Here is a 25,044-nt window from a genome sequence, read left to right as displayed (position 1 = left end):
AGGTGTTACGGGAGGGATGCCGATGCCTTATGATCCGCTGCGGGTTTTCCGCAAACTTGCGCGCAACAACCGGCTCGCCAATTACCGGCTGCATCAAGCCTGTCTCCAGCTTTCGCAGGAGGAGTTTGTTGCCCGCCGCATCAGTTTCTTCCCGACGCTGCGTGCGACGCTCAATCATATCTACACTGTCGACCGCTTTTATATCGATGCGTTGCAGGGCGGCACACTGGGACTGGCCGCCTTTGCCGTAGAGGAACCCTTTGCCAACATGCCGGCGTTGCAAGGCGCCCAGACAGAGCTTGACGAGGTGTTGATTGCCCTTGTCGACGGGCTCGATGAAGATCGCCTCGCCGCTACTGTCAGTATCCACCGCGGCAGGCGTATCCAGCAGGATCGCTGCGACGACGTTCTGTCGCATCTCTTCCAGCACCAGACGCATCATCGCGGGCAGGCGCATGCGATGCTGTCCGAGACCCCGGTCAAGCCGCCGCAACTGGATGAATTCATTGTGGGAGATGATGCAAAGGCGAGAAAAGACGAGATGGATGCATTAGGGTGGACGGAAACCGATTTGATGTTTCCAGCCCGCAGGCCCGCCCAATGACACACGATACCAAGCAGGACACCCGCATCCGCATCAAGTTCAAGCCGAAGCGCATTTTCCAGATGCGGGTCGCGGGGCTGGCCTTCCGCGATGGCCACGTCCTGGTGCACCGGGCCACACATGAAAAATTCTGGACCTTTCCAGGCGGGCGTGCCGAAATGGGTGAGCGCTCAGAAGAAACGCTGGCGCGCGAAATGGTCGAGGAGCTCGGTGTGGAAGCCAAGATCGGGCGGCTTCTGTGGGCGGTCGAAAATTTCTTCCATTACGAAGGCAAGGACTGGCACGAACTCGGCTTTTATTACCTGATGGACCTGCCGCAAACGCTTGCCTTTCATCCCACCGACATTATTCACCGTGTTCAGGATGGCGATAACGAGCTTGAGTTTCGCTGGGTCGCGGCAACCCGGCAGGCATTGACGGAGCTTGATATTCCCCCCTATTTCATCGCCGACGAAATAGAGAACCTGCCCAGGACCACGAGACACCTTGTCTGGCACGACGGCGATCTGGACGATAAATGACCTCTCCGCCCCAACGTCACATGATCCGGTTGGATCGCAGACCGCAGCTTTTCAGCATGCGCGTGGCAGCCCTCATTTTTCAGAGTGGTCATCTTCTGGTGCAGCGTGGTGCAGGGGATGACTACTGGGCCTTGCCTGGCGGTCGGGCTGAAATCGGAGAAAGCTCCGAGCAGACCATTGTTCGCGAGATCGGTGAGGAACTTGATCGGACGTGTTCGGTGGAGCGCCTTTTATGGTCGGCCGAAAACTTTTTCGCCTATGACGGTTATTGGGCCCATGAATTGGGATTTTATTATCTCGTTTCGCTGGGCCATCCCCTGCCATTCCATGAAAACCACATCGTCCACAGGGTGATGGATGGCATCGAGGTCGAATTCCGCTGGCTGCCTTCACGAACTTCCGCGCTGATCAGGAACGATCTGCGCCCGCGCTTCATCGCAGAGCGCATCGAGGCGTTGCCCCCGCGGCACGAGCATCTGATTGTCCGCGAGGGTCGCTCCGACGCTAATGAAAATCCCAAGGAGACATTATGAGCGAGCTTTTGGTTTCGCTGTCGGGTGAACTGATCGAACACGGTCACCGCCTGATGCAACGCGTCTATTACGAGGATACCGATTTTTCCGGCCTGGTTTATCACGCGCGGTACCTGCATTTTCTTGAGCGCGGCCGCACCGATTACCTTCGTTGCCTCGGCTGCGAACAAAGTGCGCTTCTGACCGCTGATGAAGAAGGTCTGGTCTTCGTCGTGCATCGCATGGAGATCGATTTTAAAAGCCCCGCCCGGATGGATGACGTGCTGACGGTGACCACCATCACCGAGAAGGCCGGGGGCGCGAAAATGGTGCTCAATCAGGAAATCAGGCGCGGTGAAACGCTGCTCGTCGCCGCCAAGGTCATCATAGCCGTCATCAATGCCAACGGCCGGCCAAGGCGTCTTCCCGAGACGGTGGCGGAAAAATTTCTGAAGTAATTGACGGGCCGGATCAGTAAATCCGCCGGGCGTGGCCGGGTTGTAACACTCCTTTAACCATAATGGTGTCTTACTTTAGCAACTGGCATTTGTGCAGCGCACGCCTTCCTTTCACCAAATTTATTGGCAAGTAAGGCTTACTGGCAAGTATCGGGGTATGGCTAAGGGGTTGGCGGCTGTTGCCGCAGGACTTCGAGCGTTAACACGCGTTTGAATCGCCCGGTCCCGTACCGGGCGTTTGGATTCGGGGATTGGATATTTATGGAACAGGCAGGTTTGGCAGCGGCGACGCATGATGTAAGTCTCTGGGCGCTGTTTATGCAGGCGGGCCTCATCGTTAAGCTCGTGATGATCGGGCTTATCGCCGCCTCGGTCTGGACGTGGGCAATCGTCTTCGACAAATATGTGAGCTTCGGCAAGGCGAGGCGCCAGTTCGACCAGTTCGAACAGGTGTTCTGGTCGGGCCAGTCTCTTGAAGAGCTCTATCGCACGCTGGCGGAGCGCCAGAATGGCGGTCTGGCCGCAATTTTCGTTTCGGCCATGCGCGAATGGAAAAAATCCTTCGAGCGTGGCGCACGTTCGCCCATCGGCCTGCAGATGCGTATCGACCGGGCAATGGACGTGACCATGGCGCGGGAAAGCGAACAATACGAGGCGCGCCTCGGCTCGCTCGCCACCATCGGTTCGGCCGGCCCCTTTATCGGTCTCTTCGGCACGGTTGTCGGTATCATGACCTCGTTCCAGGCGATTGCCGGTTCGAAGTCCACCAACCTCGCGGTCGTGGCTCCCGGTATCGCGGAAGCGCTTCTTGCCACCGCGATCGGCCTTGTCGCGGCTATTCCCGCGGTTATCGCCTACAACAAGTTCACGGCTGACGCGCACAAGCTTTCCGCCCGAATGGAAGGTTTCGCCGACGAATTTTCGGCAATCCTGTCGCGACAGATCGATGAAAAACTTCAGACACGGCAGGCCGCCCAGTAAGCGGCCGACTGGAATGCCGTCGAGTGATTTGCCGCAAGGCAAAACGGAGTAGATGATATGGGTATGTCAGCAGGTGGCAGCGGCGGCGGTTCCGGCGGACGCCGGGGTGGACGCGGCGGACGGCGCAGAGGCGGCGCGATCAGCGAAATCAACGTGACGCCGCTGGTCGACGTCATGCTCGTGCTGCTCATCATCTTCATGGTGGCGGCGCCGATGATGACTGTCGGCGTGCCGATCGACCTGCCGCAGACCTCCGCCAATGCGTTGAATTCAGACACGCAACCGATCACCATTTCCGTCAATGCCAATGGCCAGATCCATTTGCAGGAAACGGAAATCCAGGCGGCTGAAGTGGCGGACAAGCTGCAGGCAATCGCCACGACCGGCTATAACGAACGCATTTTCGTGCGCGCGGATTCCGTTGCCGCCTATGGCGTCGTTGCTGATGTGATGGCGCGTATCCAGGCGGCCGGTTTCAAAAATATCGGCCTTGTGACCCAGCAGAAACAGGACAATTGACGTAAAGCGATGAAGGGCAGCCTTACCACATCCGCGATCGTGCATGCGTCGCTTCTGGCTTTCGCCCTTGTCTCCCTGGGCTCGCCGGAACCCCTCGACGTGTCTCAGGCTGAGGCACTGCCGGTGGAGCTGGTGCCCATCGAGGAACTGACCCAGATACAGCAGGGCGATAAAAATGCGCCCAAGGCGGAAAAATCCGCGCCTGTTCCGACAACCCGTCCCGATATCATCGAGAACGCGCAGAATATTGGCAATAACACCGCGGATATCGAGGCGCCGCCGACGCCGACCGCCAAGCCTAACGACAATATCGCCGCGGCCGCACCGCCAAAGCAGGAGAAGCCGCAGCCCGTCGTTGATACCAAAGCGAATGAGGTGAAGGAAATCGTGAAGGAGGAAACCTCGGCTCCCAAGCCGCAGGAAATGGCCGCCTTGCCGCAGACCAAGCCTGAAGTCGCACCGCAGCCCAAGACCGAGCCGCCGCCGCAGGAAACCAAGGCGGAAGAACCGCCGCCTGCCACGCAGGAGCCGGCAGAAATACCGGTGCCGCAGAACGTTCCCCGTCCGAATTCGAGGCCCGAGCCGCCGAAGCCGGAAGAGCCGAAACAGGCCGAGACGAAGCCAGCGGAACAGAAACCGGCCGAAAAGCCAGCTGAGAAAAAGCCGGATCAGGCAAAGTCGACGGACAAGCCTTCCGATAAGAAGCCCGGCGAGAAGAAGCAGGAGACTGCGAAGTCCGCTTCCTCGAAGGAAAGCGATTTCAACGCCGACGATATTGCCGCGCTGTTGAACAAGCAGGCGCCTTCCGGCGGCGGCGCAAAGCGCTCGACGCAGACGGCAGCCCTTGGCGGCAAGAAATCAACGGGCGGCTCGACGCTCAGCCAGACGGAAATGGATGCGCTACGCGGCGCGATCCAGAAGAACTGGCAGATCATTCCCGGCATGGCGGATGCCTCGGACGTTCGCGTCCGGGTGACCATGAAGCTCGACCGTGATGGCTCCATCATCGGTCGGCCCGAGATCGAGGCGACGGGCGGTTCCGAAGGGACGCGCCGTGCCCTTTCCGGCGGAGCTTATCGCGCCATCATGCGTTCTGCTCCGTTCACGAACCTTCCTGCCGACAAATACGATGCATGGAACGAAGTCGTCGTGAACTTCGATCCCAGTGAATTGCTATGAATGCTGAAAGGCCTGGCAACATGAAGATATTTTCGCCGATCCGGCTGGTGCTCGCTGTCGCGGCCCTCATGTCGGTTTTCTCCGCACCGGCTTTTGCACGGGTGGAAATCAATATCAACAAGGGTAATGTCGAGCCGCTGCCGATTGCCATCACCGACTTCATGTCGAGCGACGGCATCGGCGCGCAGGTCTCCGCGGTCATCGCCGCCGACCTGCAGCGGTCCGGTCTTTTTGCGCCGGTCAACAAGAACGCCTTCATCGAAAAGATCAGCAATCCGGATCAGCAGCCGCGTTTCGAAGACTGGAAGGTCATCAACGCGCAGGCGCTCGTTACCGGTCGCGTGACGCGCGAAAGCGACGGCCGCCTGCGCGCCGAATTCCGCCTGTGGGATACCTTCGCCAATCAGCAGATGACGGGCCAGCAGTTCTTCACCCAGCCTGAAAACTGGCGCCGTGTCGCTCACATCATAGCGGATGCCATCTACGAGCGCGTCACCGGTGAAAAGGGCTATTTCGACACCCGTGTCGTTTTCGTCTCCGAGAGTGGTCCGAAGACGGCCCGCAAGCGGCAGCTGTCGATCATGGACCAGGACGGTTTCAACGTCCGCAACCTGACCAACTCGAACGACATCGTCCTGACACCGCGTTTTTCGCCGAGCCGCCAGGAAGTCACCTACATGTCCTTTGAAGGCCAGCAGCCACGCGTTTATCTGCTGCAGCTGGAAACCGGACAGCGTGAAGTCGTCGGCAACTTCCCAGGCATGACGTTCTCGCCGCGCTTTTCGCCTGACGGGCAGAAGGTGATCATGAGCCTTCAGCAGGATGGCAACGCCAATATCTACACCATGGATCTGCGCTCTCGTACCACGACACGCCTGACCAACACGTCGGCGATCGATACGGCCCCGTCCTATTCGCCTGACGGTCAGCGTGTTGCCTTTGAAAGTGACCGTGGCGGCCGCCAGCAGATTTACGTCATGAATGCCGACGGTTCCGGCCAGCAGCGCATTTCCTTCGGCGATGGTTCGTATTCCACGCCGGTCTGGTCTCCGCGCGGCGATCTGATTGCCTTCACCAAGCAGTCTGGCGGCAAGTTCTCGATCGGTGTGATGAAGACGGATGGTTCGGGCGAACGAATCCTGACCAGCGGCTTCCACAATGAAGGGCCAACCTGGGCACCGAATGGCCGCGTACTGATGTTCTTCCGCCAGAACGCGGGTGCGGGCGGTCCGCAGCTCTATTCGATCGATCTGACGGGCTACAATGAACAGCTCATCAAGACACCGACCTTCGCTTCAGACCCGGCCTGGTCGCCGCTTCTGGACTGATATGACTGCCATCACGGCGCCGGCTTAAACCGGTGCCGTGATGTTTTACGCATACCACAGGGAAATGTGCCTCTTTCTTGCCGCAAAGTGTTGTGAGGGAGCAAAAAACTGGGACATTTCCTTTCTGTTAACCATAAGCGTTTGCCGGCTATTAACCGCGATCAGTTAGTGTCCGGCAACGTTATTGAAATCCTAAGGAGAGACCGGCGATGAGCCGTACACATATTTCGGCACTCAGCCCCATGCAGAAACTGGCCCGTAACCCGGCTGTCATCGCCATGACGCTCGCGCTCGCTCTCGCAGGCTGCGCGAACAAGAAGAACATGCCGAACAGCGCCGGTGAACTCGGCCTTGGTGGCGCAGGCTCTGCAACGCCGGGCTCCCAGCAGGACTTCACGGTCAATGTCGGCGACCGCATCTTCTTCGACACGGACTCCACCTCGATCCGCGCCGACGCCCAGCAGACCCTGCAGCGCCAGGCACAGTGGCTTGCCCGTTACCCGAACTACGCCATCACGGTCGAAGGCCATGCCGACGAGCGCGGCACGCGTGAATACAACCTGGCACTTGGCGCCCGCCGTGCGGCAGCAACCCGCGACTTCCTGGCCTCTCAGGGTGTTCCGGCAAGCCGCATGAAGACGATCTCCTACGGCAAGGAACGCCCGGTCGCGGTTTGTGACGACATTTCCTGCTGGTCGCAGAACCGTCGCGCGGTCACGGTTCTCGGCGGCGCAGGCATGTAATCGCCTGACGTTTTTGTGAACGTAAATAAAGGGCGGTCTTCGGGCCGCCTTTTGTTTTTTTCATAGTTTGGCCGAAGTTAAGTTGCTTTTTCGGTCGATATGGAAAAAATCCGGCTTGCACTATTCCGGTGCAAATCAGTTAAGGCAGGACGAATGAGATGAAGAAACTTGTCGTGGCGGGAATGCTGGGGCTTGCAGCCTGCACCGGCTTGAGCGGCACAGCCGTTTCGGGTCCGCTGTTCGGTGCGGGGGGTAGCTTCGGCACGATCAATTCTCAGCAGCAGCCCCCGGTCGTCCGGGTTCAGGCCAATGAAGCCTATCGGGTTCAGCAGCTTGAAGAACAGATCCGGCAACTCAACGGCCGCATCGAGGAAATGAGCTTCCAGCTTTTGCAGATGCAGGAAACGATCCGCAAGGCGCAGGAAGACAATGAGTTCCGCTTCCAGGAACTGGAAAGCGGAAAGGGCGGAAGTCCTGCAGCAACGCCGAAAAAGAAGGCAGAGGCAAGTCCGGTCAGTCCGGCGACGCCCCCGACCGACGACGTTGCAACGATCATCGAAACGCCACCCGAGGGTGGCGCTTCCGTTTCACCGTCTGCTCCCTCCAGTGCTCCGACAGGCGCGCCGGGTGAGACCACGCTCGGTTCGATCGAACTTGATTCCAAGGGGATGCCTATTGGCGGCACGCTCAATTCAGGCGCCAACAATTCTTCCGGCAGCCTTCCCGGCGTGACGACAGGCAGCAGCACGCGCAAGACCGATCCCGTCAATACAGCGGCGCTGACCAGCGAAGGCGATATCTACCAGGCCGCTTACGGTCATGTCCTTTCCGGTGATTACAAGCTGGCGGAGCAGGGGTTCCAGCAATATCTGCAGGGTTACCCCAAGGGCACGAAAGCCGCGGATGCGAGCTTCTGGCTGGGTGAAGCGCAATATTCCCAGGGCAAGTTCAACGAAGCCGCGAAGACCTTTCTTAACGGCCACCAGGCCTATGGCAAGTCTCCGAAGGCTCCGGAAATGCTGATGAAGCTTGGCATGTCCCTTGCCGCTCTCGATAATACCGAAACAGCCTGCGCCACTCTGCGCGAGGTGCCGAAGCGTTACCCCAATGCTTCGAAGACCGTGCTGAACAAAGTCGCCAGTGAACAGAAGCGGCTGAGCTGCTGATCCCTTTTCTCGTTGATGGTGCGGTCTGACCATGCCTGCCACGACCAGCATTCCAGACGAAACCGGGCTTGTCCCGCTTGAGGCTGCGCGACTATTCGTCGCAAAATTGCACAAGCCCGCGCATATTCTCGTGGCAATTTCCGGCGGCAGCGATTCCACCGGTTTGTTACTCGCATTGCAAGAAGCCTCCATGTGTTCAAGGGATGAAGTGCGATTGTCGGCCGTCACGGTCGATCATGCGCTTAGGCCCGAGTCATCCCACGAGGCAAACAAAGTCGCCTCGTTGTGTGCCGGGCTTGGAGTCTCTCACGCAATCCGCCGTTGGGATGATCCAAAACCAGCATCTGGTTTGTCCGATGCCTCGCGGCAGGCGCGTTACCGGCTGATCGCAGATGTCGCGGATACGATCGGCGCAGATGTCATCGTGACAGGACATACAAAGGGGGACCAACGGGAAACGGTTGCGATGCGCGCCGCCCGCGGCAATCGGGCTGATAATCTCGGCTTATCAGGTATGGCAGACGCCGTGCTCTATGGTGGGCGTCACTGGGTCGTGCGGCCATTTCTTCACTGCGACCGCCAAGCCATTCGCGATTATCTTCTCGAAAGGGCGCAAGGCTGGATCGATGATCCAAGCAACGAAAATCGCAAAAATGAGCGGGTGCGGGTGCGGCAGGCGCTGGCGGATACGCCATGTCTTTTTCAGAATGTGACATCCGACATAAGGTCGAAATTATCCGCACGCGCAGCGCGGTTTATACAGCTTAACTCTCACTTTTTTCTCCTTGGTTTAATCAGGATCAATGCTGAGAGCCTTGGCGAAGACCCTACCATCATCCGGTATGCGCTGTCGGCGCTATCAGGCGTTGTCGGCGGTCGACGATATCCAATGGCTTCCGACACGATGGACAGAGTGATGGCGCTTGTCGCGAAGCGCGAACCGGGGAGGACAACGGCGAATCGCGTCGTGTTTGATTACCGCAAGGATGCCCTCTACCTGATGCGGGAAAACAGAAACATTCCATCACTGCAAATGCCGCCGGGCGCGAGGATGGTTTGGGACGAGCGCTTCGAGGTGTTCAACCATTCCGATGCAGAGATAGTCGTCCGCGCTTTTGGCGCCGGAGACCCAACGGGTATTCCTATCAAGCCTTCCGGTTTCATTCCTCCGGGGATATTGAAGCGCTCCAAACAGACGATGCCCGTCTTCGTGCGCGAAAATCACGATCTCCCATTTCCGGGGTCAGGCGTGGCGGCGATCCGCCCGCTGCTTGCGCCTTATGATCTTTTTCTACCGCGTTTCGACCTTGAGTTGGCCAATGTGATTGCCACGCGCCTCCTGCGCGCCGCTTACCCACAGCCCCCGGTTTAAATCGGGCCTCATTTTCGTGAATTGCCTTGGAACAGTTTTTACACCAAAACGCATCAGATAATGCGCTTTGCCTTGGCAAGGGCAGATGTCGTCCTTATGTTAAGGGCACGTAATAGCGGGCAGTAGTTGTGCCCGTGTGAGTTCGGGGAGTTCGATGAACCCAAATTTCAGAAATTTCGCCTTGTGGGCCGTGATCGCCCTCTTGCTGATCGCGCTGTTCAGCATGTTCCAGACGTCGCCGACGCAAACGGGTTCACGGGAGATTCCGTATTCCCAGTTTCTCCGCGACGTGGATTCCGGGCGAGTTCGCGACGTGACCGTCACCGGTAACCGGGTTCTTGGAACCTATACCGAAAACGGCACGGCCTTTCAGACCTATTCCCCCGTCATCGACGACAGCCTGATGGAGCGCTTGCAGAGCAAGAACGTGACCATCGTGGCGCGCCCGGAAAGCGATGGCTCCTCGGGCTTCCTGAGCTATCTCGGCACGCTTCTGCCGATGTTTCTCATTCTGGGCGTCTGGCTGTTTTTCATGCGGCAGATGCAGGGTGGTTCGCGCGGCGCGATGGGCTTCGGCAAGTCCAAGGCCAAGCTCCTGACGGAAGCCCATGGCCGCGTGACGTTCGATGACGTCGCAGGCGTGGATGAAGCCAAGCAGGATCTTGAGGAAATTGTGGAATTCCTGCGTGACCCGCAGAAGTTCCAGCGCCTCGGCGGCAAGATTCCGCGGGGCGTTCTGCTTGTTGGTCCTCCGGGCACCGGTAAGACGCTTCTTGCGCGTTCCGTCGCAGGTGAGGCAAACGTGCCGTTCTTCACGATTTCCGGTTCGGATTTCGTCGAAATGTTCGTTGGCGTCGGTGCCAGCCGTGTGCGTGACATGTTTGAGCAGGCGAAGAAGAATGCGCCTTGCATCATCTTCATCGATGAAATCGATGCCGTCGGTCGTCATCGTGGCGCCGGCCTCGGCGGCGGTAACGACGAGCGCGAGCAGACGCTGAACCAGCTCCTGGTCGAAATGGACGGTTTCGAGGCGAATGAAGGCATCATCCTCATCGCCGCCACCAACCGCCCAGACGTTCTCGACCCGGCACTTCTGCGTCCCGGCCGTTTCGACCGTCAGGTCGTTGTGCCGAACCCGGATATTGTCGGCCGCGAGCGCATCCTCAAGGTGCATATCCGCAACGTGCCGCTGGCTCCGAATGTCGATCTTAAGGTTCTCGCCCGCGGCACCCCCGGTTTTTCGGGTGCGGACCTGATGAACCTCGTCAACGAAGCCGCCCTCATGGCCGCCCGCCGCAACAAGCGTGTGGTCACCATGCAGGAATTCGAAGACGCCAAGGACAAGATCATGATGGGTGCGGAGCGCCGCTCTTCCGCCATGACCGAGGCCGAAAAGAAGCTGACTGCCTATCACGAAGCCGGTCATGCCATCACCGCTCTGAAGGTTGCCGTGGCCGATCCGTTGCACAAGGCGACGATCATCCCGCGCGGCCGCGCACTTGGCATGGTCATGCAGCTGCCGGAAGGCGACCGCTATTCCATGAGCTACAAGTGGATGGTGTCGCGCCTCGTGATCATGATGGGTGGCCGCGTTGCCGAAGAACTCACCTTCGGTAAGGAAAACATTACCTCGGGCGCGTCTTCGGATATCGAGCAGGCAACCAAGCTTGCCCGTGCCATGGTGACGCAATGGGGCTTTTCCGATGCGCTCGGCCAGGTCTCCTATGGTGAAAACCAGCAGGAAGTTTTCCTTGGCCATTCCGTCTCGCAGTCGAAGAACGTCTCCGAAGCCACAGCCCAGACGATCGACACGGAAGTTCGCCGCCTTATCGATGAGGCCTATGCCGAGGCTCGCCGCATTCTGACGGAAAATCACGATGGTTTCGTTGCGATTGCCGAGGGTCTGCTTGAATACGAAACCCTGACGGGTGACGAGATCAAGGCCCTGCTGAAGGGTGAGAAGCCCGCCCGCGATCTGGGCGACGATTCTCCGGGCAGCCGTGGTTCCGCAGTGCCGAAGGCCGGCACCAAGAAGGACGGTCCCAGTGAAGTGAAGGGTGACGGTGAAGCAAAGGGCGACGGTGAAGCCGAAGGCGGCATGGAGCCGCAGCCGCATTGATCGACCGCGTCTGTTAGAAATTGTAAAAGGCCATCCGGGTTTCCGGGTGGCCTTTTCATTTTGGTAACAAGATATAAGCCATTTTTGCGGTAATTTACGTGCTGTTTATCGTGGTTTGTGGCATCTAGCCAAAAACGCTTCCGGCTGTTTTCAGCTTATGCCGGAATGCTGGAAAAGATTTGGAGTTCAAATGGCACGCCGTTATTTCGGAACCGATGGTATCCGCGGACAATCGAACGTCTTCCCCATGACGCCTGATCTGGCGATGCGGGTTGGCATTGCCGTCGGGACGATTTTCCGCCGTGGCCATCATCGCCATCGCGTCGTCATCGGCAAGGATACGCGCCTTTCCGGCTATATGCTGGAAAACGCTCTGGTTGCCGGCTTCACCGCCGCCGGTCTCGATGTCTTCCTGCTCGGCCCGATCCCGACGCCGGCCGTCGCCATGCTGACCCGCTCGCTGCGCGCCGATATCGGCGTGATGATCTCGGCCTCGCACAATCCCTTCTCCGACAACGGCATCAAGCTTTTCGGGCCTGACGGTTACAAGCTTTCCGATGAGCTGGAGCTGGAGATCGAAGACCTCCTCGACAAGGATATCTACGCCCAACTGGCGAAACCTGCCGAAATCGGCCGGGCGAAGCGCGTCGATGGCGACATCTATCGTTATATCGAGTTCGTGAAGCGCACCCTGCCGCGCGACGTGACATTGAGCGGCCTGCGAATCGCCATCGACTGCGCCAATGGCGCGGCTTATAAGGTGGCGCCCGCGGCTCTCTGGGAACTCGGCGCGGAGGTCGTCACCATCGGCAACGAGCCGAACGGCATCAACATTAACCTCGAATGCGGTTCCACACACCCGGAAGCCCTTCAGAAAAAGGTCCACGAGGTGCGAGCCGATATCGGCATTGCGCTGGATGGTGATGCGGACCGCGTCATCATCGTTGATGAACGCGGTGAGATCGTCGATGGCGACCAGCTGATGGCCGTCATCGCCGACAGCTGGGCCGAAGACAACACGCTCCGCGGCGGTGGCATCGTCGCAACTGTCATGTCCAATCTCGGCCTTGAGCGTTTTCTTGGCGACAAGGGCCTCACCCTTGCCCGCACCAAGGTGGGCGACCGCTATGTGGTCGAACACATGCGCAACCACAATTTCAATGTTGGCGGTGAGCAGTCCGGCCATATCGTGCTGTCGGATTACGGCACGACGGGGGATGGGCTCGTTGCGGCATTGCAGGTTCTCGCCAAGGTCAAGCGCTCCGGCCGCACGGTGAGCGAGGTTTGTCGCAAGTTCGAGCCCGTGCCGCAGCTTTTGAAGAATGTCCGTATCTCCGGTGGCAAACCGCTGGAAAACCCGGTCGTGCAGCAGGCAATTGCGGATGCGGAAAGTGCGCTTGCCGATAATGGCCGCCTCGTCATCCGCCCTTCCGGCACCGAACCGCTGATCCGCGTGATGGCGGAAGGCGACGATAGCGCGAAGGTGGAGCGTATCGTCAATGATCTTGTCGGCATCATCGCGAATGCCCGCTCTGCCGCGTGAGGCATAGCAACAATAAATCAGCAAAAAGCCGGCCTTCCGCCGGCTTTTTCTTTGAGTATTTACTAATAAATATAGTGAATGAGCGTGGTTAATCGGGACTTAACCATTTTACGTCAATCTCCATGACTGAACAGTTCACTGGCATCTGCTGCCGCAAACGCACGTGCCTCTTCTGGAGTGGAAGTCATGAAAAACGCCCTGGCCGGATTTCTGGCCGTCCTGCTGACCGGCACCAGCGCCATTGCCGCCGATCTTTATCAAGCTGAGCCTGCGCCGACCTATGCTCCCGAAGTGGAGATCACCCAGGCAAGCGGCTGGTATCTGCGAGGCGACGTCGGTTATTCTTTCAATAAGCTGCGTGGTGCCAATTATTATCAGGGTGGCCCTGGTGGCTATCTCGCTGATTTCGATACCGCGAAGATCGACGATAGCTATGTCATTGGCGCCGGTGTCGGTTATCAGTTCAACAACTATTTCCGCAGTGACGTGACCTTCGACTATATGGGCAAGTCGGATTTTCGTGGCTCCACGAGCGGTTTCTGCGGTTCCGTTCCCGGCCGCTGCGTCTCGGAGGATCTTAGCTCGGTTCGCGCCTATACTCTGATGGCAAATGCCTACGTCGATCTCGGGACTTACGGACGTGTGACGCCGTATGTCGGCGGTGGTATCGGCGGCTCCTACGTCAAGTGGGACAAGCTGCGCAACACATCCTGCAGTGTCAATGGTCTTGGCTGCGACCCGACCACCGAACACGGCGGCAGGGGCAAGTGGCGTTTCGCTTACGCTCTTATGGCTGGTGCATCCATTGATGTTACCTGTAATCTGAAGGCCGATATCGGTTACCGTTTCCGTCACATCAACAAGGGCGATATGTTCGCTTATGAGAATGGCGGCGGCCCCGGTCGTGACAAAGGTCTTTATTCGCATGAGGTACGCGTTGGTGGCCGTTATGTCTTCAATGGCTGCGATACCGCTCAGTACATGCCGCCTGCCGATATTCCGCTGCAGCCTGCCGTCTACAAATAGACGTCACGTCCCGCTGATAGTTTCGGGCCGTCCGCATCCTCCGGGTGCGGGCGGTTTTGTTTTATCGGCATGTGGCAAGGGACATGACGCATATGGACCAAGATTCTTCTGCGTAGCGACATATTCCGCTTGACTGGGATCGGCGACAGGAATAGCAACGGCGTCAGGACACTCCACCCTAACGTGGAGCGCCTATCTGGAAGGGTAGTCAAATGACAGATATCGTGAAGCCGGACGTCCGTCCGGGCAATACGCATTTTTCCTCTGGTCCCTGCTCGAAGCGCCCCGGTTGGTCGCTAGATGCTCTCTCCGATGCGCCGCTCGGTCGCTCGCATCGCGCCAAGGTTGGCAAAGCCAAGCTGAAGCAGGCCATCGATCTCACCCGTGAAGTTCTTGATGTTCCCGCCGATTATCGCATCGGTATCGTTCCCGCATCCGACACCGGCGCCGTTGAAATGGCGCTCTGGTCGCTGCTCGGCGAACGTGGCGTCGATATGCTCGCCTGGGAAAGCTTCGGCGCCGGCTGGGTCACCGACGTCGTCAAGCAGCTGAAGCTGAAGGACGTTCGCAAGTTCGAGGCCGATTACGGTCTGCTGCCGAACCTTGCCGAAGTCGATTTCGACCGCGACGTGGTCTTCACCTGGAACGGTACGACCTCTGGCGTTCGTGTTCCCAACGCCGATTTCATTCCCGCCGACCGCAAGGGCCTGACCATCTGCGACGCCACCTCGGCGGCTTTCGCGCAGGATATGGACTTTACGAAACTCGACGTCGTCACCTTCTCCTGGCAGAAGGTTCTGGGCGGCGAGGGCGGCCATGGCGTCATCATCCTGTCGCCGCGCGCCGTTGAGCGTCTCTTGAGCTACGCACCGGCATGGCCGCTGCCAAAAATCTTCCGCATGGTTTCCGGCGGCAAGCTGATCGAAGGCATCTTCACCGGTGAAACCATCAACACGCCGTCCATGCTCTGCGTTGAAGATTATATCGACGCGCTGCTCTGGGCAAAGAATCTCGGTGGCCTGAAGGCGCTGATCGGCCGCGCCGATGCCAATGCCAAGGTTATTTACGACTTCATCGAGAAGAACGACTGGATCGCTAACCTGGCCGTGAAGCCGGAAACTCGCTCCAACACGTCTGTTTGCCTCAAGATCGTCGATCCCGAGGTCCAGGCGCTGGATGCCGCGGCACAGGCCGATTTTGCCAAGGGCGTCGTCGCCCTGCTCGAAAAGGAAAATGTCGCCCTCGATATCGGCGCTTACCGCGACGCCCCGTCCGGTCTGCGCATCTGGGCCGGCGCCACCATCGAGACGGCTGATATGGAAGCCGTCATGCCCTGGCTCACCTGGGCTTACCAGACGCAGAAGGCAGCACTTTCCAAGGCTGCCGCCTGATTTTGATACCGGCCCTGCGCTGATGCAGGGCCGCATAGTTCCCGCTTTCAAAACTGCACCGTTTTTCAAGGAGCCCGTGAACCATGGCACCTCGCGTACTCGTATCCGACGAACTGTCGGAAACCGCCGTCCAGATTTTCCGTGATCGTGGCGTCGAAGTCGATTTCCAGCCGAAGCTCGGCAAGGACAAGGACAAGCTTGCTGAAATCATCGGCAATTACGATGGCCTGGCCATCCGCTCTGCCACCAAGGCAACCGAAAAGCTGATCGAAGCCGCGACCAACCTCAAGGTCATCGGCCGCGCCGGCATCGGCGTCGACAATGTTGACATCCCGGCCGCCTCGCGCCGCGGTATCATTGTCATGAACACGCCATTCGGCAACTCCATCACAACGGCAGAACACGCGATTGCGCTGATGTTTGCCGTCGCCCGCCAGCTTCCGGCAGCCGACAGTTCCACGCAGGCCGGCAAGTGGGAAAAGTCGAAGTTCATGGGTGTCGAAATCACCGGTAAGACGCTCGGCGTCATCGGTGCGGGTAACATCGGTTCGATCGTTTGCTCGCGTGCACTTGGCCTCAAGATGCACGTTCTCGCCTACGACCCCTTCCTCTCGCCAGAGCGCGCGCAGGAAATGGGCGTCACCAAGGTTGAGCTGGACGAGTTGCTAGCCCAGGCCGATTTCATCACCCTGCATGTGCCGATGACCGACAAGACGCGCGGCATCCTCAACGCTGAAAACCTTGCCAAGACCAAGAAGGGCGTACGTATCGTCAACTGCGCCCGTGGTGGTCTGGTGGATGAAGCTGCCCTTGCGGAAGCCATCAAGTCCGGCCATGTCGCCGGTGCCGGTTTTGACGTGTTCGAAGTCGAGCCCGCCACCGAGAGCCCGCTTTTCGGCCTTCCTAACGTCGTCTGCACGCCGCATCTTGGCGCTTCGACCACGGAAGCACAGGAAAACGTTGCCCTGCAGGTTGCCGAGCAGATGTCGGATTACCTCGTCAAGGGTGCCGTGTCCAACGCCATCAACATGCCGTCGATCACGGCTGAGGAAGCGCCGCGTCTGAAGCCCTTCATCCGTCTCGCGGATGTTCTCGGGTCTTTCGTCGGCCAGGTACAGGAAAGCGCCACCAAGGAAATTGAAATCCTTTATGACGGTGCAACCGCCAACATGAACACGAAGGCGTTGACCAGTGCATTGCTGGCCGGCCTCATCCGCAGTCAGGTTGCCGACGTGAACATGGTTTCGGCCCCGGTCATGATCAAGGAGAAAGGCATCATCCTTTCCGAGGTCAAGCGCGACAAGACCGGCGTTTACGACGGTTACATCAAGCTGACGGTGAAGACGGAAAACCAGATCCGCTCGGTTGCCGGCACGGTGTTCTCGGATGGCAAGCCACGTTTCATCCAGATCAAGAACATCAACATGGATGCCGATGTCGGATCGCACATGATCTACATCACCAATACCGACGTTCCCGGCATGATCGGCTTCATGGGCACCACGCTCGGCGAGGCTGGCGTCAACATCGCCAACTTCCAGCTTGGACGTGAAAAGGAAGGCGGCGACGCCATCGCCCTGCTTTATGTCGACGGTCCGGTTTCCGAAGAGGTGCTGGACAAGCTGCGCGCCAACCCGGCCATCCGCCAGGTCAAGCCGCTGACGTTCAACGTCGACTGATCTATCGTTCCTCCCAAGGGGACAATAGGAACCGGTGCAGGGGAAACCCTGTGCCGGTTTTTGTTTTTCCAGCTTTCGAATTGCGGCAGATTTCACGCGCCTCACGCCTTGGTTGCATATCACAAAAAATTTAAGCCGAGCGGTCTAAAAATGATGATCATGAGTTGCTATATCGCCTGTTGAGATGCCGCTCATGGGAGGGCGGCCAATAGGAGATAACGATGTTTGCTGCCTTTCGGCGCTTCAAGGGTTTGTTCGCAGTCGCCGCGCTTGGTATCGCGGTTTCTTTTGTGGCGGTTGATATGGCAGAAGCACGTCGCGCCAGCGGCGGTTTCGGCAGCCGTGGCACGCGGACCTACTCCGCTCCGCCTTCGACCAGCACTGCGCCCGGCCAGACCGCGCCGATTAACCGCAGCATGACGCCCAACACCAACCAGGCAGCTCCTGGCGCTGCTCAGCCGGCACGTCCTGGCGCACAGGCGCCGCAACAAAATCGTGGCCTCTTCGGCGGCATGATGGGTGGTCTGATGGGCGGCCTGCTGATGGGCGGTCTGTTCGGCATGCTTCTGGGTGGTGGTTTCGGCGGCATGGCCGGTTTCTTCGGCATGTTGCTACAGGTTGCGCTGATCGGCCTTCTGGTCATGCTCGCCATGCGTTTCTTCGCGTCGCGCCGTCAGGGCCAGCCCGCTTATGGATCGGCCAACGGCTCGCACCGCACGGATCATTCCGGCTCCTCCTATAATGGCGGTTCGCAGGCGGGTCCGGCCGCATCCTCGTTCAAGATCCCGAAGATCGGCGCGATGGCCGGCGCTGCGGGCGGAGCGGCTGCTGCTGCCGCAACGGCAAAGCCCACGCCCCACGCCAACGCCATCTCGGAAGGCGACGAAATCGGCATCACGCAGGGCGACCTCGAGACGTTCCAGAAAATGCTGGAAGACGTGCAGGCTGCCTATGCCGCCGAGGATTATGGCACATTGCGCAAACTGACGACGCCCGAAGCCATGTCTTATCTCGCTGAAGAACTCAGCGATAACGCGACCAGCGGTGTGAAAAACGACGTGCGCGAGGTGACGCTACTGCAGGGCGATGTCGCCGAAGCATGGCACGAAGAAGGGCAGGACTACGCGACAGTCGCGATGCGCTACTCTGCCATCGACGTGATGCGCGACCGCACCTCAGGCAAGGTGATCGAAGGTGACGAGCAACATCCGTCCGAATCGGTGGAAATGTGGACCTTTGTCCGCCGCCCCGGCAACGACAACTGGCAGGTCGCCGCCATCCAGGCCGCCGCCTGACGAATCAGAGCCTCTTAAACGGATAAGGCCCGGCGGTCGCATCACCGCCGGGCCTTATCCGTTTCGTTCGATAAGCTTCCTAAAAAGCATGGCGGGATGCCGCCAAAAAAGATTGGGAGATCTTACGGGTGATATATCCGCCAGCCACGCGCGGCGGATTCGGCTTTCCCCTGCCATGCAAGGCCTTGAGGCTTGTTTGCCTCGGTATGTCCTTGGTGCATGGCTCATCCGCTTCACGGAATTGCCTTTTTTCATTCATCCGGCATTCAGTCCCCGCGTCCTAACCACAGGGCGTACACGTCAATGTGACTTTTCGTGCCGGTTCTAAACCGCTTTGGGAGCGGAACCTCAGCCGCAAAAACGCGTTGACAATCCAATTCCCGGCATCTCGCAGGCCGGGCTGGGTGGCCGGGCAATGCACGGCCCGCGAGAACGGAGAGCTATCGAAATGAAACGCTTTGACCTGATCGACGGGATGCGTGGTTACTTCCTTGTCTTCATGCTGATCAACCATCTGGTGTTTGCCGGCGGCTTCTGGCTGGTGGAAATCAACCATCGCCAGTTCGCCTTTGTCGAGGACGCGCAGGGCTTCGTATTCCTGTCCGGCCTGCTGATCGGCATGGTATATGCGCGCAAGATGATGAAATATGGCTATGACGCCGGTAAACAGATGATCTGGAACCGCGCGCTGGAACTCTATCGTTATGCGATGGGTCTCGTCATCGCCGTTCTGTTCTTCCGTATGATCATCCCGCATGCGCCCTATATCTGGTACAATTGGCTCGGCATGACGTCTTTCGACGATCCGCTGCGTCTGGCGGCAATTGCGACATTTCTCTTCCAGCCGACCTTCATGGACATTCTGCCGCAATATATTGTCTACATGATTTTCGCGCCTGTCCTGGTGAAGCTCTGCCTCGATGGCAAGTGGGCCTATGTCATGGCCGGCTCGCTGCTGGTCTGGATGGCGGGACAGCTTGGCCTGCAGCAGATTGTGACGACGCCTCTCAATGAACTCGTCAAGGGCGCGGACGAACAGGGTATTCGCGTCAGCTTCAACCTGCTCGGCTGGCAGCTGGTGTTCTACTCGGCGCTGGTGATGGGTGCTATGACGGCGCAGAACCGCATTCCGTGGAAGAAGATTTTCTCCCCGGAGCACACCTGGCTGCCGAAGGCCGCGCTTGTCATCTGCCTGTTCTTCATGCCGCTCCGCATCGCTACCGCGTGGGGTCTGATGCCGGAATTCATGATGGGCAAGTTTTCGACGATGGAAATCCGCGCCGATTTCGGCCCGGTCTATCTCATCAACTTCCTCGCCGTCGGCGTTGGCCTCACCTGGCTCGTGATTGCCGGACCGCATCACCACCGCCCGCTCGTGCGCTCAATCGCCGAAGGCGTTATCTGGGTGCTGTCGCTGAAGTTCCTGCAATTGCTCGGCCGCCACTCGCTGCAGGTCTATGTCTGGCACGTGGCGATCGTCTACGGCGTTTATTATCTCGATGGACGCACGGCCGAACTGTCGCAGCTGAACAAGACGCTGATCGCCTTCACGGCCATCGGATTGCTGGCCATGCCCGCCCTGTGGCGGGAGCGCGACAAGTGGTTCGGCAGCAGCGGCCAGAAGACGGCTGGCGCCTGAAGCCCTCTACAAGGGGAATCAGACGGCTTTACGGGGCGGTTTTCCGCCCCGTACTTGCGTGTGAAGCCATTCCTTTCTATATGCAGCCCTTAAATCCGCGGTATGGCGAGACAGGACGGCCCTTTTAGTGGGCAAGGTTTCTCGCGGCGGATGACCGACAGGCGGCGGGGCCTTTACCCCCGTTATGACTGACGATGGGAAAAAACGTGAATACGCTCGATTTTGACAAGAGGCCGGAAGATACCCGGATCGTTGTCGCCATGTCCGGTGGCGTCGATTCTTCTGTTGTGGCCGGTATCCTCAAGCGCGAGGGCTACGATGTCCTCGGCATCACCCTCCAGCTATATGACCATGGCGCCGCCGTGCACCGCGCCGGCTCCTGTTGCGCCGGCCAGGATATCGACGATGCGCGCCGGGTCTGCGAAACGCTGGGTATCCCCCATTACGTGCTGGATTATGAAGCGCGGTTCCGTGAAACCGTCATCAACCCCTTTGCGGAAGCTTATGCGATGGGTGAGACGCCCATTCCCTGTGTTGCCTGCAACCAGACGGTAAAATTCGCCGATCTTCTAGCGACCGCGCAGGAACTGGGTGCCGATGCGCTGGCCACGGGCCACTACATCCGTTCGCGGCCCAACCCCGTTCCCGGCCAGCCGGGCCGCCGCGCGCTCTACCGGCCGATCGACAGCGACCGCGACCAGAGCTGGTTCCTGTTCGCAACCACGCAGGAACAGATCGATTATCTGCGCTTCCCGCTCGGTGGCCTCTCCAAGGCCGAAACACGGGCTTTGGCGGAAGAAATGGGGCTTGTCGTTGCCAAAAAGGCCGACAGCCAGGATATCTGTTTCGTGCCGCAGGGCAAATATACCGATATCATCAACAAGCTGAAGCCGAATGCGGCTCTGGCGGGTGATATCGTGCATCTCGACGGGCGTGTGCTCGGCCGCCACGATGGCATCGTGCATTATACGATCGGCCAGCGCCGCGGTATCGGTGTTGCGACGGGCGAGCCGCTTTACGTCGTGCATCTCGATGCGCGTGGCCGCCGGGTCATCGTTGGCCCACGTGAGGCGCTGGAAACCCGCCGCGTCTATCTGCGTGACATGAACTGGCTGGGTGATGGCGACCTGGCCGTTGACGCCGGGCAGGGCTTCGCCTGCTTCGCCAAGGTGCGTTCCACCCGTCCTCCGACGGAGGCAGTGCTGCATGCGGATGAGAATGGTATCTATGTGGACCTGATGACCGGAGAGGCGGGTGTCGCGCCCGGTCAGGCCTGCGTGATTTATTCCGCGCCGGGCGCGGATGCCCGCGTGTACGGCGGCGGTTTCATTGAACGGTCCGAGCGCTCGGCGGAGGCCGAGGCGTCGCTCAAGGCGCTTCTGGAAAAGCCGGTTGCCGCCTGAAACCACTCACTTTTTGCAGCGATGCGGAAAGCGAATTTTTTGCGCATCTTGCGCTTGACACTTTGGGGAGCGGCACCTTATAAGCCGCTCATCCTGATGGAACGGCCGGTCACATGACTGTCACGTTTCCCCTGTGGCGGGGTAGCTCAGGTGGTTAGAGCAGCGGAATCATAATCCGCGTGTCGGGGGTTCAAGTCCCTCTCCCGCTACCAACACTTCCGACGACAATTCCGGTTTAGTCAGGCTTGCAAGATATCCTTTGATTTCAATCCTGTATTCCTCGCCCGGTGCGCGGGGGTCAACGATGACGCTCGCGACGACGTTTCGAAACGCTGCGACCATATCCGGGTCCGGCGTTTCGCTGTTGAGAGAAAGGATATCCGCGAGGCGCTCCAGATCATCTTTGAATTTTTTCAGCGCAAGCGGAAACAGTTCCACAACGTTCGTGGGATTTTCCATGCCTGCCAGATCGGCAGAGAGCTTGTCGCGGGTGGCCCGCAGTCCGGGCAGAATACCCTGTGCATCCTCGTCCTCGATCAGTCCCATCGCGAGCTTTTCAACGACGCGGGTTATGGCCTTCTTTGTTTCGTCCAACTGGCGCTCGATGCTGGCCCGGTTTCTCCGTAGTTCGCTGGCTGCGCGTCGGCGCTCTTCTTCATATTCCTTCACATACGCGCCGATGACAGCGGTGTCCGCGAATTGCTGGCGTAGCGTGTCCAGCACTTTCATTTCAATACGTTCGACGTAATACCGTCCCGCATTCTCGCATGTTCCCGATTCACGGTGGATGCTGCAAGCAACGCGCGGCCCGCTTCTATCGCCTCCGATGGCGGACATGCTGCCGCCGCAGGCGCGGCATCTCAGGAGGCCCGATAGGAGGCGCTTTCCGCGAGGGGCGCTCCTTCCTTTGTCTCCAGCGCGTTCCCGCTTTTGTTTTTGGACCGATAGGAAAAGCGCTTCGTCAACGATGCGCAGGTGCGGAGCATCCGTGGTGATGACCTCGCTGGCTTCGTTCGTCCGCGACACCCGTCGCCCTGTGCTCGGGTCTTTTACCATGTGGACGCGGTTCCAAACGATCTGGCCATTGTACATGGGGTTGCGCAATATGCCGTAGCTGCGCGCACCGCTCCCGTTCAAAGTCGATGCATTCCAGTGCTTTCCACGGGGCGGGGCGATTTCATCGGCATTCAAGCCGCCCGCAATATTCCTGGGGGCCACGCCTGCCGCATACAAGCGGAAAATTCGGCGCACAACATTCGCTTCTTCGGGGATGATTTGAAGCTCTCCCGGCTTGCCCGGCACGGGTTCGTAACCGTATGCCTTGCCGCCTGCACTGCGCCCGGAGCGCACGACACCCACCATGCCGCGCTTCGTCTTTTTCGCACCTTCCTCGCGCTGCATCTGGCCAATGACGCCGTACATTCCAACTTGGACGGTGTCGATTGCGCCGCCATTGACACAATTGATCTCGATGCTTCGAAATTTCAGCAATTTGTGAATGTGGGCAAGATCGGCGATGTCGCGCGATATGCGGTCCGTGTGTTCGGAAATGAGGATATCGAATTCGTTGCGTTCAGCGGCCTGCATCATTTCTGTGAGACCGGTGCGGCCAAACATCGAAGCGCCAGATTTCGCACGGTCATGAAAAGAGCGCACAATACGCACGCCAAGCCGCTCGGCATGAGCTTCGCAAAGGCGCAGCTGATCTTCCACAGACTTGTCGTTTTGCAGGTCGGTGGAGTACCGGGCGTATACTACAGCACGTTTCATTGCATTCTCTTTGTGGGTTGCGAGGGTGCTTCGTTAGACATTGCTTCCGGTTCGGCGGCAACGTCAAGCCTCGCGCGACGGCGTGCCAGCGCCTTTGCGAGTTCAATTAGGGGGTTTTCTGGTTCTGTGGTTCGTGTGGTCATACCTCGCTGGCCTCCTGTTTGGCGGCCATTACTCGCGTCGCCTTAAGGTCTATCTCGTTGGTAATTACTTCCAGCGTGCGGGCGCTATAAGTGCTGCGGTCAGTTTTAAATTCCTTAATCCCGAGTGCCCAAAGGCAATTCTCTGCTCGCTCTCGCGCCCATCGTTTTTGTGTTGGGCTGAGCGCGTTTTCGCTGAACGCGGTGAGGGCGACAAAGCAATGGGCAAGCACATTTCCCTTGTCGTTGGCGGTCGCTTTTTTCATGTGCCGCCCTCCTGCATTGCGGGTGCAGCGGCGTAGAGCTTCGTCCCGTACCGAAACCGCTGGAGGTCAACCAGCGCGACCAATTCGCGCTCTCCGAAAGCTTCCGGGTCGCCATGTTTCGAGACGATCTTCGCAACCGCCCTGTCATGCGCCCTTGCTGCGAGAGCGTTCTCAACCGCATCTAGCGCCGCCTGCAAATCATGGAGGTCGGTCAACCCGGACGGTTTGAAGACTTGGGCCATGGTATGGACCCCGATGCTGTAAATTTTCGGTGGCTGCGCCTCGCGGCTCACGATAACGCGCAGATCGTGGGCGGCGCGCAACGTGGTGTCCGACAGTAAGCCGCCGTTGCCACCCTTGCCGCCTGCGCCGTTCATGTCGAATTCGACGCAATCAATAAGCTTCTTCGCTGCTTTGATGATATCTGTCATCGGGTCGCCTCAAGGTTTTTCCGCCAATCGAAAAAGCCAAGCGCGCCTTTGACTGGGATGAATTCGCAGGGTTTGGGATTGGCCAGCACGAAACCGTAGGGGCCGAAGAACCACGGGCTTTCGTGCCGCGTGACGCAATCTACGATTTCGGCGGTTCCGACGATGCCGCCGCGCGGCAGACGGCGTTCGTCTTTTCGGCCCGGAAAGATAAGTCCGGTTTGGCATTCGGGATGCAGGGCGGCGCGGGCGACGTAGAGGCCGTCAAGCCACTCGTTCGCCGTCATGCCCTTGGCGGCATGGATGCAGACCGGCCCGCGATACTTCGTTGCCCACGTCCGGTTTTCGACCGGCTTGCCAAGTTCGAAAATGCAGTGAACCCACGGTTGTCGAACCGACAGCGCCAGTTGCGGCAGGGCGGCGCCAACGGAGAGCTGTTCGGGCGTCATGCTTCGCCCTCATGACTATTGCGAAAAAGGAGCTTGAATCCTGTAAGCGTTCTATAAGGGCCATCTTCTGGAAGAGGCAGGCGGGGCGCAGTTGGCGCGAGGTGGGCTGCGAGGTGTAGCGGCCTTTCCGCAACTGACCTGAGCGCGTGGGCGTAGTATTTTTCCCACCAAAAATTATCGAAATGGACGGCCCTATAAGGCGGGCGCAAGTGGTTCGGCGCTTCCAACGACTTCGGATTGAAGACGACAACGGCAACCTTGTCCACGATGTTGCGCTGATGCAATTCGCGCTGCATATGGTGCCTCTCGTCTCCGGTAGCTACCACGACGCAGTCACCCGGCTGGACACGTTCAAGCATCGCGAACGTGCGCCCGGTGCGACGTGACATGTTGGTGAAGATTTCCAGCGATGCCGCAAGAAATGGATAGATTGTGTCGTCTTGCATTGCGTTTCCTTCCGGCCGGCTTCTGTTGTGCTGGATGGAGGCGGGCGGCGACCGCCCGCGCTCCGGG

At 58.9% G+C, this 25,044-nt stretch carries 24 protein-coding genes and 1 tRNA gene; 20 read left to right on the top strand and 5 right to left on the bottom strand.

Features of this window, described 5'->3' with window-relative positions; all coding sequences use genetic code 11:
• The first annotated feature begins 22 nt into the window (after positions 1 to 22).
• The 20 genes from BTN45_RS17985 (at position 23) to BTN45_RS17890 (ending at position 21,690) form a co-directional block, all read left to right on the top strand.
• Positions 23 to 604 carry a DinB family protein gene (locus BTN45_RS17985; RefSeq protein ID WP_207590385.1) on the top strand — a complete coding sequence of 194 codons (582 nt, stop codon included), beginning with the start codon at positions 23 to 25 and terminating at the stop codon, positions 602 to 604.
• Positions 601 to 1,125 (top strand): NUDIX hydrolase, encoded by a 525-nt coding sequence (locus BTN45_RS17980; protein WP_077985784.1) that lies wholly within the window; start codon positions 601 to 603, stop codon positions 1,123 to 1,125. Before BTN45_RS17985 ends, BTN45_RS17980 begins: the two co-directional genes overlap by 4 nt.
• Positions 1,122 to 1,658 (top strand): NUDIX hydrolase, encoded by a 537-nt coding sequence (locus BTN45_RS17975; RefSeq protein ID WP_207590383.1) that lies wholly within the window; start codon positions 1,122 to 1,124, stop codon positions 1,656 to 1,658. The genes BTN45_RS17980 and BTN45_RS17975 overlap by 4 nt, the downstream gene beginning before the upstream one ends.
• Positions 1,655 to 2,095: a tol-pal system-associated acyl-CoA thioesterase gene (gene ybgC, locus BTN45_RS17970; protein WP_004445735.1), complete on the top strand. Its 441-nt coding sequence runs from the start codon at positions 1,655 to 1,657 to the stop codon at positions 2,093 to 2,095. The genes BTN45_RS17975 and ybgC overlap by 4 nt, the downstream gene beginning before the upstream one ends.
• A 261-nt stretch (positions 2,096 to 2,356) precedes the next feature.
• The gene (tolQ, locus tag BTN45_RS17965; protein WP_003523238.1) at positions 2,357 to 3,076 is read left to right on the top strand and encodes a protein TolQ; all 720 of its coding nucleotides are present in this window, start codon (positions 2,357 to 2,359) and stop codon (positions 3,074 to 3,076) included.
• Positions 3,077 to 3,133: 57 nt separating this feature from the next.
• Positions 3,134 to 3,595, top strand: coding sequence for a protein TolR (gene tolR / locus BTN45_RS17960; protein ID WP_004445732.1), 462 nt, complete (start codon positions 3,134 to 3,136; stop codon positions 3,593 to 3,595).
• A gap of 9 nt (positions 3,596 to 3,604) precedes the next feature.
• Positions 3,605 to 4,774, top strand: a complete 1,170-nt coding sequence (locus tag BTN45_RS17955) for a hypothetical protein (protein WP_072493288.1) — start codon at positions 3,605 to 3,607, stop codon at positions 4,772 to 4,774.
• A gap of 20 nt (positions 4,775 to 4,794) precedes the next feature.
• A complete protein-coding gene (gene tolB, locus BTN45_RS17950) occupies positions 4,795 to 6,102 on the top strand; it encodes a Tol-Pal system beta propeller repeat protein TolB (protein WP_004445729.1) in 1,308 nt (435 codons plus the stop codon).
• A 209-nt stretch (positions 6,103 to 6,311) separates the two neighbouring features.
• On the top strand, positions 6,312 to 6,845 hold the full coding sequence (pal, locus tag BTN45_RS17945) for a peptidoglycan-associated lipoprotein Pal (RefSeq protein ID WP_004445728.1): 534 nt from the start codon (positions 6,312 to 6,314) through the stop codon (positions 6,843 to 6,845).
• Positions 6,846 to 7,003: 158 nt separating this feature from the next.
• A complete protein-coding gene (gene ybgF, locus BTN45_RS17940) occupies positions 7,004 to 8,011 on the top strand; it encodes a tol-pal system protein YbgF (protein WP_004445726.1) in 1,008 nt (335 codons plus the stop codon).
• 31 nt (positions 8,012 to 8,042) lie between these two features.
• Positions 8,043 to 9,383 (top strand): tRNA lysidine(34) synthetase TilS, encoded by a 1,341-nt coding sequence (gene tilS, locus BTN45_RS17935; RefSeq protein WP_207590381.1) that lies wholly within the window; start codon positions 8,043 to 8,045, stop codon positions 9,381 to 9,383.
• Between the two features lie 154 nt (positions 9,384 to 9,537).
• Positions 9,538 to 11,502 (top strand): ATP-dependent zinc metalloprotease FtsH, encoded by a 1,965-nt coding sequence (gene ftsH / locus BTN45_RS17930; protein ID WP_004445722.1) that lies wholly within the window; start codon positions 9,538 to 9,540, stop codon positions 11,500 to 11,502.
• A 190-nt stretch (positions 11,503 to 11,692) separates the two neighbouring features.
• Positions 11,693 to 13,045, top strand: a complete 1,353-nt coding sequence (gene glmM / locus BTN45_RS17925) for a phosphoglucosamine mutase (RefSeq protein ID WP_004445721.1) — start codon at positions 11,693 to 11,695, stop codon at positions 13,043 to 13,045.
• A 186-nt stretch (positions 13,046 to 13,231) separates the two neighbouring features.
• The gene (locus tag BTN45_RS17920) at positions 13,232 to 14,071 is read left to right on the top strand and encodes an outer membrane protein (protein WP_004445720.1); all 840 of its coding nucleotides are present in this window, start codon (positions 13,232 to 13,234) and stop codon (positions 14,069 to 14,071) included.
• Between the two features lie 212 nt (positions 14,072 to 14,283).
• On the top strand, positions 14,284 to 15,462 hold the full coding sequence (locus tag BTN45_RS17915) for a phosphoserine transaminase (protein WP_022563040.1): 1,179 nt from the start codon (positions 14,284 to 14,286) through the stop codon (positions 15,460 to 15,462).
• 83 nt (positions 15,463 to 15,545) lie between these two features.
• Positions 15,546 to 17,141 (top strand): phosphoglycerate dehydrogenase, encoded by a 1,596-nt coding sequence (gene serA, locus BTN45_RS17910; RefSeq protein WP_003506257.1) that lies wholly within the window; start codon positions 15,546 to 15,548, stop codon positions 17,139 to 17,141.
• Between the two features lie 221 nt (positions 17,142 to 17,362).
• Positions 17,363 to 18,436, top strand: coding sequence for a Tim44 domain-containing protein (locus BTN45_RS17905; protein ID WP_022563039.1), 1,074 nt, complete (start codon positions 17,363 to 17,365; stop codon positions 18,434 to 18,436).
• Positions 18,437 to 18,884: 448 nt separating this feature from the next.
• The gene (gene opgC / locus BTN45_RS17900; RefSeq protein WP_022563038.1) at positions 18,885 to 20,075 is read left to right on the top strand and encodes an OpgC domain-containing protein; all 1,191 of its coding nucleotides are present in this window, start codon (positions 18,885 to 18,887) and stop codon (positions 20,073 to 20,075) included.
• A 206-nt stretch (positions 20,076 to 20,281) separates the two neighbouring features.
• Positions 20,282 to 21,478 (top strand): tRNA 2-thiouridine(34) synthase MnmA, encoded by a 1,197-nt coding sequence (gene mnmA / locus BTN45_RS17895; protein WP_207590377.1) that lies wholly within the window; start codon positions 20,282 to 20,284, stop codon positions 21,476 to 21,478.
• A gap of 135 nt (positions 21,479 to 21,613) precedes the next feature.
• Positions 21,614 to 21,690, top strand: a tRNA-Met gene (locus BTN45_RS17890).
• Here the strand turns inward: BTN45_RS17890 and BTN45_RS17885 are convergent.
• The 5 genes from BTN45_RS17885 to BTN45_RS17865 form a co-directional block, all read right to left on the bottom strand.
• Positions 21,647 to 23,248 carry a recombinase family protein gene (locus BTN45_RS17885; RefSeq protein WP_207591674.1) on the bottom strand — a complete coding sequence of 534 codons (1,602 nt, stop codon included), beginning with the start codon at positions 23,246 to 23,248 and terminating at the stop codon, positions 21,647 to 21,649. The two genes, BTN45_RS17890 and BTN45_RS17885, sit on opposite strands and share 44 nt — an antisense overlap.
• 139 nt (positions 23,249 to 23,387) lie before the next feature.
• Positions 23,388 to 23,654, bottom strand: a complete 267-nt coding sequence (locus BTN45_RS17880) for a hypothetical protein (protein ID WP_207590373.1) — start codon at positions 23,652 to 23,654, stop codon at positions 23,388 to 23,390.
• Positions 23,651 to 24,085 (bottom strand): hypothetical protein, encoded by a 435-nt coding sequence (locus BTN45_RS17875; RefSeq protein WP_207590372.1) that lies wholly within the window; start codon positions 24,083 to 24,085, stop codon positions 23,651 to 23,653. The genes BTN45_RS17880 and BTN45_RS17875 overlap by 4 nt, the downstream gene beginning before the upstream one ends.
• Positions 24,082 to 24,531, bottom strand: coding sequence for an ASCH domain-containing protein (locus tag BTN45_RS17870; RefSeq protein ID WP_207590371.1), 450 nt, complete (start codon positions 24,529 to 24,531; stop codon positions 24,082 to 24,084). The genes BTN45_RS17875 and BTN45_RS17870 overlap by 4 nt, the downstream gene beginning before the upstream one ends.
• Entirely contained in the window at positions 24,528 to 24,977 is a 450-nt protein-coding gene (locus BTN45_RS17865) for a hypothetical protein (RefSeq protein ID WP_207590369.1), read from the bottom strand. Before BTN45_RS17865 ends, BTN45_RS17870 begins: the two co-directional genes overlap by 4 nt.
• Positions 24,978 to 25,044 lie beyond the last annotated feature (67 nt).

Source organism: Rhizobium sp. ZX09, from assembly GCF_017357485.1.
Lineage (GTDB): Bacteria > Pseudomonadota > Alphaproteobacteria > Rhizobiales > Rhizobiaceae > Agrobacterium > Agrobacterium pusense.
The sequence above is the reverse complement of the archived record's forward strand: the minus strand, read 5'-3'. Positions and strand labels throughout refer to the sequence as shown.